The sequence below is a fragment of the Salinicola sp. genome (assembly GCF_982684285.1).
Map to the genome: position 1 here is coordinate 1 of NZ_CEXLVS010000077.1, position 16,168 is coordinate 16,168.

Genomic DNA, 16,168 nt, shown 5'->3' on the forward strand with positions numbered 1-16,168 from the left:
GGGGAAACGCTACAACTGGGCGTTCGAGACCGACCCGGAGCCGCACATGGACAACCGCCGCATGGAGTGCGGGCGCGGCAAGGGCCTGGGCGGCTCGTCGCTGATCAACGGCATGTGCTACATCCGCGGCAACGCCCTGGACCTGGACAACTGGGCCAGGCAGCCAGGCCTGGAAGATTGGCGCTACAGTGACTGCCTGCCCTACTACCGCAAGGCGGAAAGCCGCGATATCGGCCCCAACGACTATCATGGCGGCGACGGACCGCTGAGCGTGGCGACCCCGAAAGCCGGCAACAACCCGCTCTACCAGGCATTCATCGAAGCGGGGGTCGAGGCGGGCTATCCACGCACCGAGGATCTCAACGGCTACCAGCAGGAAGGCTTCGGTCCCATGGACCGCTCGACGACCCCCAACGGTCGCCGCTCTTCCACCGCACGCGGTTATCTGGACATCGCCAAGCAGCGCGAGAACCTGACCATCGTCACCCACGCCACCACGGACCGCATCCTGTTCGAGGATCAGCGCGCCGTCGGCGTCAACTACCTGCACAAGAGCCAGCCGCGCCAGGCCCTGGCCCGCCGCGAGGTGCTGCTGTGCGGTGGCGCGATCGCCTCGCCGCAGATCCTGCAGCGCTCCGGCGTCGGCAATCCGGAACTGCTGGAAAAACTCGACATTCCCGTCGTGCATCCGCTCAAGGGCGTCGGCGAGAATCTGCAGGACCACCTGGAGATGTACATCCAGTACGAGTGCAAGCAGCCGGTGTCGCTCTATCCGGCACTCAAGTGGTACAACCAGCCCAAGATCGGCGCGGAGTGGATGTTCCTGGGCAAGGGCATCGGCGCCAGCAACCAGTTCGAGGCCGGCGGGTTCATCCGCAGCGACGACAGCGAGGCGTGGCCCAACCTGCAGTATCACTTCCTGCCGATCGCGATCAGCTACAACGGCAAGAGCGCGGTCCAGGCCCACGGCTTCCAGGCCCATGTCGGCTCGATGCGGTCCGAGAGCCGTGGGCGGGTGCAACTGCGCGACAGGAATCCGCGCAGCGCGCCCAGCATCCTGTTCAACTACATGGCCACCGAGCGCGACTGGGAAGAGTTCCGCGCCGCGATCCGCCTGACCCGCGAGATCATCAACCAGCCGGCGATGGATGCCTATCGTGGCCGGGAGATCTCGCCGGGACCGGATGTGCAGTCGGACGAGGAGCTCGACGCCTTCGTCCGCCAGCACGCCGAAACGGCCTACCACCCCTGCGGCACCTGCCGCATGGGCAGCGACGACGATGCCGTGGTCGACGGTGAGGGTCGCGTTCACGGCATCGAGGGGCTGCGCGTGATCGACGCCTCGATCATGCCCCAGATCGTGACCGGCAATCTCAATGCCACCACCATCATGATCGCCGAGAAGCTCGCCGACCGCGTGCGCGGGCACGAGCCGCTACCGGCCTCGGAGGCGCCCTACTACGTCGCCGACGGCGCGCCGGCTCGCCAGGCGCCTGCCAGATCCGCCTGACGTCCACGGGACGCCATCGCCTCCCTTCCATGCCCGGCCGGTCGAGCCGGGCATTTTGCCGTCTGCCGTCCTCCCAATCCGCCATCGGCACGGACCCTCGCGGTCGCTCCGGATACTCGGACACCTCCCCGGGAGGATTTACGCGCTAATTGCGCATTGTCCGAACAGTGTTCCGTTACACTGAGTTCGGCTTTACGCTAGTCCGACCCCCAGCTCGTTCGAGCCGTGTAGCGCGCACGTCACAAAGTCCGTACAAGGAACGTCTTTCGTCATGTCATCCTCCTCCACGTCGTCTCGCCCCCGCCGGCCGCCACGCTGGCTGTGGTGGTTGCTGCTGATCCTCGTCGCGGCCAGCGTCGCCTACTATTTTCTCGGCAACAACGGCGAGCCAGAGGGCAACGACGGATCCCCGCAACAGCCCAGCGCCGGCGGCATGCCGGCCACGGCCATCTCCGCCGTGGCCGCCAGCCGCGGGGACCTGCCGATCGAGCTGACCGCGCTGGGCACGGTGCGACCGCTGCAAAGCGTCGCCGTGCGGCCGCGGGTGGAGGGCGAGCTGATTTCGGTCGATTTCGAGGAGGGGCAAACGGTCCAGAAAGGCCAGCGGATCGCCCGGATCGATCCGAGGGATTACCAGGCACAGCTGGACCAGGCCAAGGGACAACTGGCCCAGGACCAGGCCCAACTGGCATCGGCAAGGGAAGATCTGGCCCGCTACGAAAAGCTGATCGAGACCAACTATGTGTCGCGCCAGGAGCTGGAACAGCAGCGCCAGCTGGTGCGCCAGTACCAGGGCACGGTGGCCAGCGACCAGGCCAGCGTCAAGAGCGCCCAGGTCCAGCTCGACTACACCGATATCACCGCACCGATCACCGGCGTGGCGGGGATTCGCAACGTGGATCCCGGCAACATCGTCCAGCTCGGCGACGACGATCCGATCGTCACCATCACCCAACTGGACCCGATCTCGGTGATCTTTTCGCTGCCCAGCCGCTATGTCGATATCGTCCGTGGCCGTCTGGTCGCCGGCGACCATCCCACGGTGAGCGTGACCGGCACCGACGGCGAAACCTACTCCGGCCGGTTGAGCAGCATCGACAGCAACATCAATAGCGCCACCGGTACGATCCGCCTGCGCGCCACCCTCGACAACCCCACCGGCGGGCTCTATCCCAACGCCTACGTCGACGTCAGCCTGGTCTCGCAGATCCTCCGCGACCAGGTGATCGTCCCCGAGCCGGCGGTACAGACCGGCCAGGAAGGCAACTACGTCTACGTGGTGAAGGAAGACGGTACCGTGACCCGGCGCGACGTCACGCTGGCCGCGACCCAGAACTCGCAGAGCGCGCTGTCGTCCGGTGTCGAAGCGGGGGAACGGGTGGTGGTGGACGGCGTCGACAGCCTGCGCGAGGGTGCCAAGGTCCGCGTGGTCAGCGATGCGCTGCCGGGAGAGTCGAGTGACGAGGTGGCGGATCCCGCTGCCGGTACCGACGACGGTGACGGCCGCGCATCATGAATCCGTCTCGCCTGTTCATCCTGCGACCGGTCGCCACCTCGCTGGTGATGCTGGCGATCCTGATCGCCGGCGCCATGGCCTATCGGTTGCTGACGATCTCGTCGCTGCCGGAGGTGGACTTCCCCACCATCCAGGTCACCACGCTCTATCCCGGTGCCGGTCCCGACGTGATGCTCTCTCACGTCACCTCCCCGCTGGAGGACGAACTGGGCGAGATCTCGGGGCTGGAGGACATGAGTTCGACCAGCACCGGCGGCGCGTCGCTGATCACGCTGCGCTTCTCGCTCGACTCCGACCTGGGCGTCGCCGAGCAGGAGGTCCAGGCGGCCCTGAGCCAGGCCGAGACACTGCTGCCCGACGACCTGCCCCGCCCGCCCAGCTACAGCAAGGTCAACCCGGCGGATACGCCGATCATGACCCTGGCGGTCAGCTCGGATACCTTGCCGCTGACGAAGGTCTACGACCTGGTCGACACCCGCATGGCGCAGAAGATCGCCCAGATCAGCGGCGTGGGACAGGTCAAGCTGGCCGGCGGCCACCAGCCCGCCGTGCGCATCACCGTCGACTCGCGCCAGCTCGCCGCCTACGGGCTCGATCTCGCCGCGGTGCGCAGCGCCGTCGATGCCGCCAACGTCAACCGGGCCAAGGGCACGCTCTATGGGCCCTACCGCGCCTACAGCATCGATGCCAACGATCAACTGCTGTCGGCGAGCGGTTACCGCGACCTGATCCTCAAGAACGACGGTGGTTCGGTGCTGCGGCTGTCGGACGTGGCCAAGGTCGAGGACGGTTCCGAGAACGCCTACCTCTCGGCCTGGGCCGATCGCGAGGGCGCGATCCTGATCGACGTGCTGCGCCAGCCCGGCGCCAACGTGGTCGGCGTGGCCGACAGCATCAAACGGGGCCTGCCGGCGCTGGAGAACACGCTGCCGGCCAATGTCGACGTCAGGATACTCACCGATCGCACCACCACCATTCGCGCCGCGGTGGAGGACGTGCAGTTCGAACTGATGCTCGCCATCGGGCTGGTGGTGATGGTGACCTTCCTGTTCCTGCGCAACCTTCCGGCCACGCTGATCCCCAGCCTGGCGGTGCCGCTGTCGCTGGTGGGTACCTTCGGCGCGATGTACCTGGCGGGATTCAGCCTCAACAACCTGACCCTGATGGCCTTGACCATCGCCACCGGCTTCGTCATCGACGACGCCATCGTGGTGCTGGAGAACATCACCCGCTACGTGGAGAAGGGCGAAAAGCCGCTGGCTGCCGCGCTCAAAGGCTCGCGCCAGATCGCCTTCACCATCCTCTCGCTGACGGTCTCGCTGCTGGCCGTGCTGATACCGCTGGTGTTCATGAGTGGCGTGGTCGGCGTGCTGTTCCGCGAATTCGCGCTGACCCTGGCGATCTCGATCCTGATCTCCGCCTTCGTCTCGCTGACGCTGACGCCGATGCTCTGCGCGCGCTGGCTGAAGCAGCGTCCGGAAGCCGCCGGCAGCGGTGGCGAAGAGATGGACGACGAAGCCATGGTGCGCAGCCGTCAAGGCTTGTTCGGTCGCCTCACCCGTGGTTACGAACACGCGCTGAACTGGGTGCTCGGCCATCAGACGCTGACGCTGCTGGTGGCGGTCGCCACCCTGGGCGTCACCGCCCTGCTGTTCATCGCCACGCCCAAGGGGCTGTTCCCGGTGCAGGACACTGGCGTCATCCGCGGCATCACCACTGCGACCCAGTCGACCTCGTTCGAGGCGATGTCGGCGCGCCAGCAGCGACTGGTCGACCGCCTGCTGAAGGATCCCGCCGTCGAGAGCGTCTCGTCCAGCGTCGGCATCGACGGCACCAACACCACGCTCAACAGCGGCCGCCTCTCGATCAACCTCAAGCCGCTGGGCGAACGTGACGACCTGGACGGCGTACTGGCACGGCTGCGCAACGAGAGCCGCGACATTCCCGGGCTGACCCTGTCACTGCAGCCGGTGCAGGATCTGACGCTGGAAGACACCATCAGTCGCTATCCCTATCAGTTCGCCCTGACCCAGGGCGACCGCGCGGCGCTGAACGACGACGCCGCCAGGCTGCTCGCGGCTCTCGGACGCTCTCCCGCCATCGCCAGCGTCAGCAGCGACGTCCAGAACGAAGGGCGCAAGCTCGAGGTGACCATCGACCGCGGCCGCGCCGGCCGGCTCGGGATCAGCGTCGCCGATATCGACGACGCACTCTACGACGCCTTCGGCCAGCGCCTGATCTCGACCATCTTCACCCAGGCCAGCCAGTACCGGGTGGTGCTTGCCGCCAACGCCACCGATAGCGACGGACCGCAGGCGCTGTCGCGTCTCTACGTCGCCAACGACGACGATGAGCTGGTGCCGCTGTCGACCCTGGTGACCCTGACCGAGCGCACCACCCCGCTCTCGCTGCAACGCCAGAACCAGTTCCCCTCGGCGCTGATGTCGTTCGCCGTCGCCGACGGCCACTCGCTGTCGGAGGCTTTCGAGGCGGTCGACCGGGCGGCGGCCGACACCCTCAGCGACCAGACCACGCTCACCTATCGCGGCTCCGCGCTGGCGTACACCGACTCCACCGGCGACACCCTGTGGCTGATCCTGGCCGCCATCGTCACCATGTACATCGTGCTGGGGGTGCTCTACGAGAGCTACATTCACCCGCTGACGATCCTGTCGACGCTGCCATCCGCCGCCATCGGCGCCGTGCTGGCGCTGCAGATCGGCGGTTATTCGCTCGGCCTGGTGGCGGTCATCGGCATCATCCTGCTGATCGGCATCGTCAAGAAGAACGCCATCATGATGATCGACTTCGCGCTGGAGGCGCAGCGCGAGCGCGGCATGTCGGCGGAGAAGGCGATCCATACCGCGGCGCTGCTGCGCTTCCGGCCGATCATGATGACCACCTTCGCCGCGCTGCTCGGCGCCATGCCGCTGATGTTCGCCAGCGGCTACGGCGCCGAGCTCCGCCAGCCGCTGGGGGTCACCATGGTGGGCGGGCTGCTGTTCAGCCAGTTGCTGACGCTGTTCACCACGCCGGTGATCTACCTGTTCTTCGACCGCCTCGCGGTACGCTTCGGCCGGACCCGGCGCCACGACGATGAGCACGACGAACGCGATGCACGGGGTCGTGATGAAGAGCGTCGCGATGGAGAGCGTGGTGATGGAGAGACCCCAGACGGAGCATCGCCGTGAGCCTGTCGGCCCCCTTCGTACGCCGGCCCGTGGCCACCATCCTGCTGGCGCTGGCCATCGTGCTGCTGGGCTCGCTCGCCTACGAGCGGCTGCCGGTGGCACCGCTGCCCAACGTGTCGTTCCCGACCATCCTGGTCTCGGCGAGCCTGAGCGGGGCCAATCCGGAAACCATGGCATCGACGGTGGCGACGCCGCTGGAGCGTTCGCTGGGTCGCATTCCCGGGATCACCCAGATGACCTCGTCGAGCTCCGACGGCTCCACCAGCGTGATCATCCAGTTCGATCTCGACAAGGAGATCAACGTGGCCGCCCAGGAGGTCCAGGCCGCCATCAACGACGCCCAGCCGCTGCTCCCCAGCGCCATGACCAGCCGGCCGCACTATCGGAAGCTCAACCCGGCCTCGGCGCCGGTGATGATCCTGTCGCTGACCTCCGACACCCTCCCCACCAGCGAGCTCTATCGCCTCGCCGACAGCAAGATCGCACCGCCCATCGCCCAGGTGCCCGGCGTCGGCGACGTCAATGTCGGCGGCAGCTCCTCACCGGCGGTGAGGGTGTCGATCGACCCGCGCAAGCTCAACCACGCCGGTATCGCACTGGACGCCGTGGCCGGTGCCCTGCGCGCGGCCACGACGCAGTCGCCAACCGGATTCGTGCAGACCGTCGAGCATCGCTGGGAGGTCCAGAGCGACTCCCAACTGCTGAAGGCGAGCGACTATAGCCAGATCGTGATCGCCAAGGGGGACGACGGCTCGCTGATGCGCCTCGGCGACGTGGCCAGGATCGTCGACGGCGTGGAAGATCGCTACAACGTCGGCTTCCAGAACGATCTCCCCGCCGTCCTGCTGGTGATCAGCAGTGCCAGCGGCGCCAACATCATCGACACCATCGCCGGCGTCAGGGAACGACTCGACGAGGTGCGCAGCCTGCTGCCCCGGAACGTCAACCTCAGCGTGCAGCTCGACCGCGCACCCGGCATCCAGGCATCGCTGCACGAGACCCAGCTGACACTGCTGCTGGCCGTCGTGCTGGTGGTGCTGGTGGTGTTCCTGTTCCTGCGCAATGCCCGCGCCACCATCATCCCCAGTGTCGCGATTCCGGTGTCGCTGATCGGCACCTTCGCGATGATGTGGGTGTTCGACTTCTCGCTGGACACCCTGTCGCTGATGGCGCTGATCGTCTCGATCGGCTTCCTGGTCGACGACGCCATCGTGGTGGTGGAGAACATCGCGCGGCACATCGAGCAGGGCGTCAAGCCATTCAAGGCCGCGCTGCTCGGCGCCAGGGAAGTCGGCTTCACGGTCACCGCGATGAGCGTGTCGCTGGTGGCAGTGTTCATCCCGCTGCTGCTGCTTGGCGGCTTCATCGGGCGAATGTTCCACGAGTTCGCAGTGACGCTGTCGCTGGCCATCGGGGTGTCGTTGCTGGTGTCGCTGACGCTGACGCCGATGCTGTGCGCCCGCTGGCTGAAACCGCACCCGGAACGCCAGCGACAGCCCCGCTGGGAGCGGTTCTTGACCGCGACCGGCAACGCCTTCGTGCGCGGCTACGCCACGACCCTGGATATCGCGCTGAAGCATCGCCGGTTGACGCTGCTGTCGCTGGTCGCCGTGATCGTGCTCAACGGTTATCTCTACGCCGCCGTCGACAAGGGGTTCATCCCGGATCAGGACACCGGGCGCCTGCTCGGCACCATGCGCGGCGATCAGGCACTGTCGTTCGACGCCGTCTCGGACAAGCTCGGCCAGGTGCGCGAGCGGCTGCAGGCCGACCCCGCCGTCGACAGCGTGCTGGGGTTCATGGGGAGCGGCGGCCCGGGCCGCGGCGGCTCCTCGGCCACGCTGTTCATCACTCTCAAGGCCGACCGCCAGGGCTCGACCCAGGCGATCGGCAATCGCCTGATGGCCAGCCTGCAGGGCCTGACCGGGGTCAGCACCTTCATGTTTCCGCTGCAGGATATCCGCATCGGCGGACGCTCCAGCAGCGCCTCCCAGTACGAGATCACGCTCAAGAGCGACGATCTCGATCTGCTGGACGAGTGGTCCAGGAAGGTCCAGCAGGCGATGCAGCAGGTCGACGGCATCACCGGGGTCGATAGCGACAACCGCGGCGACGGCCTGGCCGCCAGGCTGGTCGTGGATCGGGACACCGCCTCGCGTCTCGGCGTGGACATGAGCACCATCGACACCGCGCTGGGCAACGCCTTCGCCCAGAGCAAGGTGGTGAGCCTCTACGATGCCGATGAACAGCGCTACGTGGTGATGGAAGTCGATGCCCCCTACCGCCAGGCCCCCGATGCCATCGGCGACCTCCAGGTCAGCGCCAGCGACGGCGAGATGATCCCGATCTCGGCGTTCAGTCACGTCGAGCGCAGCACCACGCCGGTAACGGTCAATCACCAGGGGCAGTTCGCCGCCTCGACGGTCTCTTTCAACCTGGAGGAGGGCGTGTCGCTGGGAGAAGCGACCGCACGCATTCGCCAGGCCGTGGACGAGCTTCACCCGCCCACCGCCGTCCAGGTCGACTTCGAGGGCAGCGCCGGCACCTTCCAGAGCGGTATCGAAGCGATGCCATGGCTGATCCTCGCCGCGCTGGTGACGGTCTACCTGGTGCTGGGCATTCTCTACGAGAGCTACATCCATCCACTGACCATCCTGTCGACGCTGCCCTCCGCCGGGGTCGGCGCCCTGCTGGCGCTGATGGCGCTGGACACGCCGTTCACCCTGATCGCGCTGATCGGCATCATCCTGCTGATCGGCGTGGTCAAGAAGAACGCGATCATGCTGGTGGACTTCGCCGTCGTCTGCGAACGCGACCAGGGCATGACGCCGCAGGACGCGATTCGCCACGCCGCGCTGGTCCGCTTCCGGCCGATCATGATGACCACCCTCGCCGCCCTGCTCGGCGCGCTGCCGCTGCTGCTCGGCACCGACGAGAATGCCGGCCTGCGCGCGCCACTGGGGATCACCATCATCGGCGGGCTGATCGTCAGCCAGATCCTGACGCTCTACACCACCCCGGTGGTCTATCTTTACCTCGACAGGCTTCACCGCCGCCTGCGGCCAAGACAGATCGGCGCGGGACGTGCCAGCGAGGCGTAAGCTTCGGGCTTCGGGGCGCCATTGCAGTGGCTCCGGCCCGCCAGCCCTTCTCGTCGCTCGTCGCTCGTCGCTCGTCGCTCGTCGCTCGTCGCTCGTCGCTCGTCGCTCGTGGCTCGTGGCTCGTGGCTCGTGGCTCGTGGCTCGTGGCTCGTGGCTCTAGCCCAAAGGATAAGCACGTCGGCCTAGTCAGCCGGCGTGGGATCCGCTAGTCTGAAAACCAAATTCAAACGCTCGTCTGAATTCTTCGTTTTCCCTCTCGGAGCTCGTCATGATCACACTGCTGCTCATCGTCCTGGCCGTCATCGGCTGTCTGGTCGTCATGCGTCGCGAAGCCGGCGCACTCGCGGCACTGGCCGTACTCGCCGTGTTGGGTGTCATCGGGCTGGCGCTGGACGCTGGCGTCGCCGGTACGCTGCTGCTGATCGCGGCGATCGGCGTCGCCGTCTGCGGCCTCAAGCCGATTCGTCGGCTGTGGCTATCGCCGCGCCTGTTCGCGCTGTTCAAGAAGATCGCCCCGCGGGTCTCCGAGACCGAGCGGGTCGCGCTCGATGCCGGCACCGTCGCCTGGGACGGCGAGCTGTTCAGCGGCCGTCCCGACTGGCAGCGCCTGCTGGACTTCGACAATGCCGGGCTGAGCGAGGAGGAGCAGGCCTTCGTCGACCATCAATGCTCCGTCGCCGCGGGCATGTGCAACGCCTGGGAGATCGCCCGCGAGCGTGCCGACATGCCGGAGGCGCTGTGGGAGTACCTGAAGAAGGAGCGCTTCTTCGGCATGATCATCCCCAAGGCCTACGGCGGCCTGGGATTCTCAGCCAAGGCGCAGTCCGCCGTGCTGCAGAAGCTGGCGTTCAACGAAACCCTGATGAGCACCGTCGGCGTGCCCAACTCGCTCGGCCCGGGCGAGTTGCTGCTGAAATATGGTACCGAGGCGCAGAAGGATCACTACCTGCCGCGCCTCGCCGACGGCCGCGACATCCCCTGCTTCGCGCTGACCGGCCCCCGCGCCGGCAGCGACGCCACCTCGCTCCCGGATGTCGGCATCGTCTGCCGCGGCATGCATAACGGCAAGGAGGTCCTGGGGCTGAAGCTGACCTTCGAGAAACGCTGGATCACCCTGGCGCCGATCGCCACCGTGGTCGGCCTGGCCTTCCGCATGTTCGACCCGGACAATCTGCTGGAGCGCGGCGAGAGCGACATCGGCATCAGCTGTGCGCTGATCCCGCGTGACACCGAAGGCATGGAGATCGGCCGCCGCCACCATCCGATCGGCAGCCCGTTCATGAACGGTCCGATCCGCGGCAAGGAGGTGTTCATCCCCCTCGATTACCTGATTGGCGGGCTCGACATGGCCGGTCAGGGCTGGCGCATGCTGGTGGAGTGCCTCTCGGTGGGCCGCTGCATCACCCTGCCTTCCGGTGCCGCGGGCATCGGGCGCTATGCGGTGGGCTGGAGTGGCGGCTTCACCCGCATTCGCCGCCAGTTCAACATCGCCGTGGCGGACATGGAGGGCGTGCAGGAGCCGCTGGCGCGCATCGCCGCCAAGGCCTACATCTCCCAGGCCGCCGTGATGCAGACCGCCAACACCATCGATCACGGCGTCAAGCCGGCGGTACCGTCGGCGATTCTCAAGAGCCAGTTGACCGAGTTCCAGCGCGACGTGCTGGCCGATGCCATGGATGTCCACGGCGGACGCACGGTAACGCTGGGCCCGCGCAACTATCTCGGCATCGGCTACAGCGCCAACCCGGTGTCGATCACCGTCGAGGGCGCCAATATCATGACCCGCAACCTGATGATCTTCGGTCAGGGTGCGATCCGCTGCCATCCTTACGTCCTCGAGGAGCTGGCGGCCAAGGATGCCAACGATTTCGAGGCCTTCGATCGGCTGTTCTTCCGCCATATCGGGCTGATCTTCGGCAACGGCGCACGCGCCTTCACCCAGGCACTGGGTCTCGGCAAGCCGAACGTCCCGTTCGATGCCATCGCGGCGCCCTACGCACAGGATGCCGCGCGGCTCTCTTCCGCCTTCAGCCTGTGCGCCGACGCCGCCATGGCCAGCCTCGGCTCCAAGCTCAAGCAGCGCGAGATGATCTCGGCGCGTCTCGGCGACGTGCTCTCCAATCTCTATCTGCTGTCGATGTTGCTCAAGCAGTGGCACGAAACCGATCGCGTCGACAACGAGGCGGCGCTGTTCCACTACAGCTGTCGGTTGTTGCTGAACCGTGCCGAACAGGCGCTGGTCGATCTGTTCGACAACCTGCCCAACCGGGTCTTGGGCAATACGCTGTCGTTCGTCACCCAGCCTCTGGGGCGCCGCTGGCACAAGCCGCAGGACACGCTGACACGGGAGATCGCCAGGGCGGTCTCCACGGACAGCGCGCTGCGCCACAAGCTGACGAGCAATACCTGGGACAGCTGGGAGGAGGGTCAGAAGGAGAACGCGCTGGCGCGCTACAACGCCCTGCTGGCCAACGCCGAACGGGCCGAGACGATCTATCGCACGCTCAACAAGGCGCGGGTCAAGAAAGCGCTGCCGGAGGTCGCGTTGCACCCCGAGCAGTGGATCGATGCCGCCCACGAAACCGGCCTGCTGAACGACGAGGATGCCGCCTTCATGCGCGCCCACGAGGCGGAAGTCCTGGAGATGCTGACGGTGGACGACTTCGCCTTCGATGCCTTCGTCACGCGTCGGGAAGCGCAAGAGACGTCGGAGATCGAGAACGAGGCCACCGCCTAGCGGCGCCCGGCCAGCGTTGTCGGCAAGATGAAGAAGCCCCCGTTCTGAACGGGGGCTTCTTCGTCTGATCATCGTCTTGGGCTGATCACCGTCTTGGGCTGATCACCGTCTTGGGCTGATCACCGTCTAGGGCTGATAATCGTCTTGGTCTGGTCATCGTTTGGCAGCTACTGCTCCAGCACCTGCAGTTGGACGTCGGCGGCGCCCTCGTGGATCATGCCGAGCTGCTCCGCCGCCCTTCGGGAGAGGTCGATGATGCGGCCATCGACGAAGGGGCCGCGATCATTGATGCGCACCACCGTGCTTTCGCCGGAATCCAGCGCGGTAACCTTCACCCGGGTACCGAAGGGCAACGTCTTGTGAGCCGCCGTCATCGCCTGGCTGTCGTAGGGCTCGCCACTGGCCGTCAGCCGCCCTTCGAAGTAGGACGCATAGAAGGTCGCTTCGCCCAGGCGCTTCTTCCCGCTCGGTCGAGCCCCGCGAGCCTGCTCGTCACTCGAGACCGCGCCGGGTTGGTCGTCCCCCGCCTTCTTGTGGGACTTGGCACTGGATTTCGAGCCCGGGTTGGCGCTGGCCGCGGTCGAGGCGGGCTGGCCGGATGGAGGGGGACTCCATCCCGGCGGATGCTGATTCGTCGCGCAGCCCGCCAGCAAGATCGAAGTCACCGCGGCGGCAAAAAGCCCCTTTCGAGACAGACACCGTCTGGGAGATCCCGGCATGGTGTCGGTGGAATCGGTCGTCATCACTCGGAAACCTGATGTCATCTGAACATGGCGTACTGCTTGAATCCGACAATCATAAACGATGATCGGCTCACGATAGCGGCCAAATGAGCAAAATCAAGGGAATTGCCGTTACCATGACGACCAGCGACAGCGGCAGCCCGAGCTTCCAGTAGTCCCGGAAGTGATAACCGCCAGGGCCCATGACCAGCGTGTTCGACTGGTGGCCGATCGGCGTCAGGAAGGCGCACGACGCACTGACGGCCACCGCCATCAGGAACGGGTCGAGGGAGACATCGAGGCCACTGGCAAGACTGGCGGCGATCGGCGCCATCAGCAGTGCCGCGGCGGCGTTGTTGATCACGTTGGAGAGCAGCAGCGTGATCGCGAACAGCGCCACCAGCGTGACCACCGGCGGCCAGCCGCTCCCCAGCGCCATCATCCCGTCCGCCACCATCTGGGCTCCGCCACTGGTCTCCAGCGCCGTTCCCACCGGCAACATCGCCGCCAGCAGCACGATCACCGGCCCCTCGATGGCGTCGTAGCCCTCTCGCAGCGGCAGTACGCCCAGCACCAGCGTGACCAGTGCCGCCAGCGACAGCGCGACCGCCGCCGGCAGCAGGTCGAACATCATCGCTCCGATCGCCACCGCGAAGATCGCGACCGACAGCAGCAGTTGGCGCGGCTGCCCCAACGACAGCTTGCGGCTGGCCAGCGGCAGGCATCCCAGCGCCGCCAGGCTGTCGCTGAGCCCGTTCTCGCCACCCTGCAGCAGCAGCACGTCTCCCGGTTGGAAGCGCACCTCCCGCAGCCGCTGCTTCAGTCGCGTCCCATCCCTCGACACCGCGACCAGATGCAGCCCATGCTGGTCGAGCAGGCGCAGTTGCGTCACCGTTCGCCGCGTCATCATCGAATCGGTGCGCACCACGGCCTCGACCAGTTGCAGATCTTCCGTATCCAGCTTAGGCGCCTCGGTGGATTCGGAGCCGTCGGCGTCCCGCTCATGGGCACCGATGGTCAGCCCCGCCTTGTCCTCCAGTTGCCTGAGATCGTCGGGGTCCGCTTCGAGCAGCACGATATCGCCGGCCTGCAGGGTGCCGAAGAAACGGCTGCCGGGTAGCCGTTTACCGTCCCGCACGACGCCGAGGACCGGTACCGGCTCGTCGCACACCTCACGCAGCTGGCGTAGCGTCCAGCCTGCCGCCTTGGACGCTTCCCCTACCGTCAGTTCGCTGAGGTAGGCGGAGGTCTCGAACAGCTCGTCGGCGGACGCCTGCCCTTGCCGTCGCGGCGTCAGGCGCCAGCCCAGCAGCACCATGAACGCCAGGCCGGCCAGCGCGACACCACCGCCCACGGGGGCGAAATCGAACATTCGAAAGGCGCCCTCCCCCTGGCTGGCACGGAAGGCGCTGATGATGATGTTCGGCGGCGTGCCGATCAGCGTGATCAGGCCGCCCAGCAGCGAGCCGAATGCCAGCGGCATCAACAGCAGCGATGGCGAGGTGCCGTGCTCGCGGGCGACGCGAACCGCCACCGGCAGCAACAGCGCCAGCGCGCCGACGTTGTTCATGACGGCGGAGAGCAGGATGACCGTGGTGGTCAGCACCGCCAGCTGCCAGATCGGCTGGCTCCCCGCCTTGAGGGTCTTCTCCGCGATCCAGTCGACGACGCCGGAGTGCTCGAAGCCGCGGCTGAGCACGAGTACCGCCGCCACCGTGATGATCGCAGGATGGCCGAAGCCGGAGAACGCCTCGTCCGCCGGGACGACGCCCAGCAGCACGCAGGCCAGCAGCGCCGCCATGGCGACCAGATCGTAGCGGAACCGGCCCCAGACGAAGGCCGCCAGCATCAACGCCAGTACGAGGAAGACCCAGTATGCATCCTGCATCGACACACTCCTTGTGCGAACGAACTCCGCCCGGACCGAAAAAGCCGACGCCGCGTGATCGCGGCGTCGGCTTCGGTATCATACGACAAAGCTCGCGGACTTCACGGAATCAGAATCGTCGACCCCGTGGTGCGACGCGACGCCAGCGCCTCCTGCGCCTTGCCGGCCTCGTCCAGCGTGAAGCGCTGGGCGATGTCGACCTTGACCTTGCCGCTCTCGAGCATGTCGAAAAGGTCGAGACACATCTCTTCGAAGCGTTCGCGCGTGTCGGCGTAGCCGTTGAGGCTGGGGCGGGTCAGGTAGAGCGATCCCTTCTGGTTGAGGATGCCCACGTTGACGCCCTCGACGGCGCCGGAAGCGTTGCCGAAGCTGACCATCAGCCCCCTGGGCGCCAGGCAGTCCAGCGACGTGGTCCAGGTGTCCTTGCCGACGGAGTCGTACACCACCGGCACCATGGCGCCGTCGGTCAGCTCGCGAACGCGTTCGACCACGTTCTCCTCGCGGTAGTTGATCGTCGCCCAGGCACCATTGTTCATCGCCAATTCGGCCTTCTCGGCAGAACCGACGGTGCCGATCACCTTGACGCCCAGCGCCTTCGCCCACTGACAGGCGATCGACCCGACCCCGCCTGCAGCGGCGTGGAACAGAATGGTCTCGCCACCCTCCAGCGGGAACGTCTGGCGCAGCAGATACTGGGAGGTCAGCCCCTTGAGCATGGCGGCGGCGGCGGTCTCGAAGGGAATGTCCTCCGGCAGCTGGACGACCTTGTCCGCCGGCAGCACGTGGTACTGCGAATAGGCGCCAAGAGGGCCCTGGGCGTAGGCGACACGCTCCCCCACTTCGAGATGGGTCACGCCCTCGCCGACGGCGTCGATGACCCCGGCACCCTCGGTCCCCAGCCCGGACGGCATGGCCGGCGCCGGGTAGAGCCCGGTGCGGAAATAGATATCGATGAAGTTGAGACCGATGGCGTGGTTCTTGACCCTGACTTCTCCCGCCTTGGGTTCGGACGGCTCGACCTCGACGGTCTCGAGGACTTCCGGGCCGCCGGTACGGGCGAACTGAATGCGCTTGGCCATGACGTTTCCTTGTTGGGCTGATGACTCTCGGTCTGTCATCCAAGCGCCATTCCCGGAGCGGGTCAAGTCGAGGGGCCGGGTCGCGTCAGGGTCGGCCGGCGTCACGCGATGTTGGAGTAGCGCTCCAGGGCAGCGACGAAGCGTGACTTGTAGGCCTCGAAGGTCTCGGGTTCCTGCTTGAAGGTGCGTACGATACCGTCGCCATTGAAGCGCACCACGCTGGGCAGCACTCCATTCACCGGCGCCGGGTGGAGCGGGCCCAGACCGACGCGCAGGCCACCGTCACCATCGACCCAGCGCTCGATGCCGCAGCGTCGGAAGAACGCTTCGCCTGCCTCGTCGGCGGCCGTCACCCGTAGCGGCGCCTTCTCCGCCAGGGTCTTGACCAGGTGCCGGCTGTGCCGGGTATCGCCCTTGCCCTCGG

At 66.7% G+C, this 16,168-nt stretch carries 8 protein-coding genes and 1 pseudogene; 5 read left to right on the forward strand and 4 right to left on the reverse strand.

The annotated features are described in order from the left end of the window. The 5 genes from betA to AC3AYF_RS08765 form a co-directional block, all read left to right on the forward strand. A partial coding sequence (betA, locus tag AC3AYF_RS08745; RefSeq protein WP_295038568.1) for a choline dehydrogenase occupies positions 1-1,510 on the forward strand: 1,510 nt, incomplete at its 5' end. 271 nt (positions 1,511-1,781) lie between these two features. Further along, a complete protein-coding gene (locus AC3AYF_RS08750) occupies positions 1,782-3,026 on the forward strand; it encodes an efflux RND transporter periplasmic adaptor subunit (RefSeq protein WP_295038566.1) in 1,245 nt (414 codons plus the stop codon). Continuing rightward, complete coding sequence (locus AC3AYF_RS08755) at positions 3,023-6,217, forward strand: efflux RND transporter permease subunit (protein ID WP_295038565.1); 3,195 nt, start codon at positions 3,023-3,025, stop codon at positions 6,215-6,217. The genes AC3AYF_RS08750 and AC3AYF_RS08755 overlap by 4 nt, the downstream gene beginning before the upstream one ends. After that, positions 6,214-9,318: an efflux RND transporter permease subunit gene (locus AC3AYF_RS08760; protein ID WP_295038563.1), complete on the forward strand. Its 3,105-nt coding sequence runs from the start codon at positions 6,214-6,216 to the stop codon at positions 9,316-9,318. The genes AC3AYF_RS08755 and AC3AYF_RS08760 overlap by 4 nt, the downstream gene beginning before the upstream one ends. Before the next feature lie 268 nt (positions 9,319-9,586). Further along, the gene (locus tag AC3AYF_RS08765) at positions 9,587-12,055 is read left to right on the forward strand and encodes an acyl-CoA dehydrogenase (RefSeq protein WP_487779630.1); all 2,469 of its coding nucleotides are present in this window, start codon (positions 9,587-9,589) and stop codon (positions 12,053-12,055) included. A gap of 167 nt (positions 12,056-12,222) precedes the next feature. Here AC3AYF_RS08765 and AC3AYF_RS08770 read toward each other — a convergent pair whose 3' ends face one another. The 4 genes and pseudogenes from AC3AYF_RS08770 to AC3AYF_RS08785 form a co-directional block, all read right to left on the reverse strand. Next, positions 12,223-12,798, reverse strand: coding sequence for a septal ring lytic transglycosylase RlpA family protein (locus tag AC3AYF_RS08770; RefSeq protein ID WP_295038558.1), 576 nt, complete (start codon positions 12,796-12,798; stop codon positions 12,223-12,225). 70 nt (positions 12,799-12,868) lie between these two features. After that, positions 12,869-14,665 (reverse strand): SLC13 family permease, encoded by a 1,797-nt coding sequence (locus AC3AYF_RS08775; RefSeq protein WP_295038556.1) that lies wholly within the window; start codon positions 14,663-14,665, stop codon positions 12,869-12,871. 101 nt (positions 14,666-14,766) lie between these two features. Continuing rightward, on the reverse strand, positions 14,767-15,744 hold the full coding sequence (locus AC3AYF_RS08780; protein ID WP_295038554.1) for an NADPH:quinone reductase: 978 nt from the start codon (positions 15,742-15,744) through the stop codon (positions 14,767-14,769). Positions 15,745-15,845: 101 nt separating this feature from the next. Further along, positions 15,846-16,168, reverse strand: a pseudogene (locus AC3AYF_RS08785) (hypothetical protein); the annotation flags it as partial.

Bases quoted from the DNA above. Each gene is read 5' to 3' on its own strand.
- AC3AYF_RS08750 (WP_295038566.1), top strand. From the start codon at position 1,782: ATGTCATCCTCCTCCACGTCGTCTCGCCCCCGCCGGCCGCCACGCTGG.
- AC3AYF_RS08755 (WP_295038565.1), top strand. From the start codon at position 3,023: ATGAATCCGTCTCGCCTGTTCATCCTGCGACCGGTCGCCACCTCGCTG.
- AC3AYF_RS08765 (WP_487779630.1), top strand. From the start codon at position 9,587: ATGATCACACTGCTGCTCATCGTCCTGGCCGTCATCGGCTGTCTGGTC.
- AC3AYF_RS08770 (WP_295038558.1), bottom strand. From the start codon at position 12,798: ATGACGACCGATTCCACCGACACCATGCCGGGATCTCCCAGACGGTGT.
- AC3AYF_RS08775 (WP_295038556.1), bottom strand. From the start codon at position 14,665: ATGCAGGATGCATACTGGGTCTTCCTCGTACTGGCGTTGATGCTGGCG.
- AC3AYF_RS08780 (WP_295038554.1), bottom strand. From the start codon at position 15,744: ATGGCCAAGCGCATTCAGTTCGCCCGTACCGGCGGCCCGGAAGTCCTC.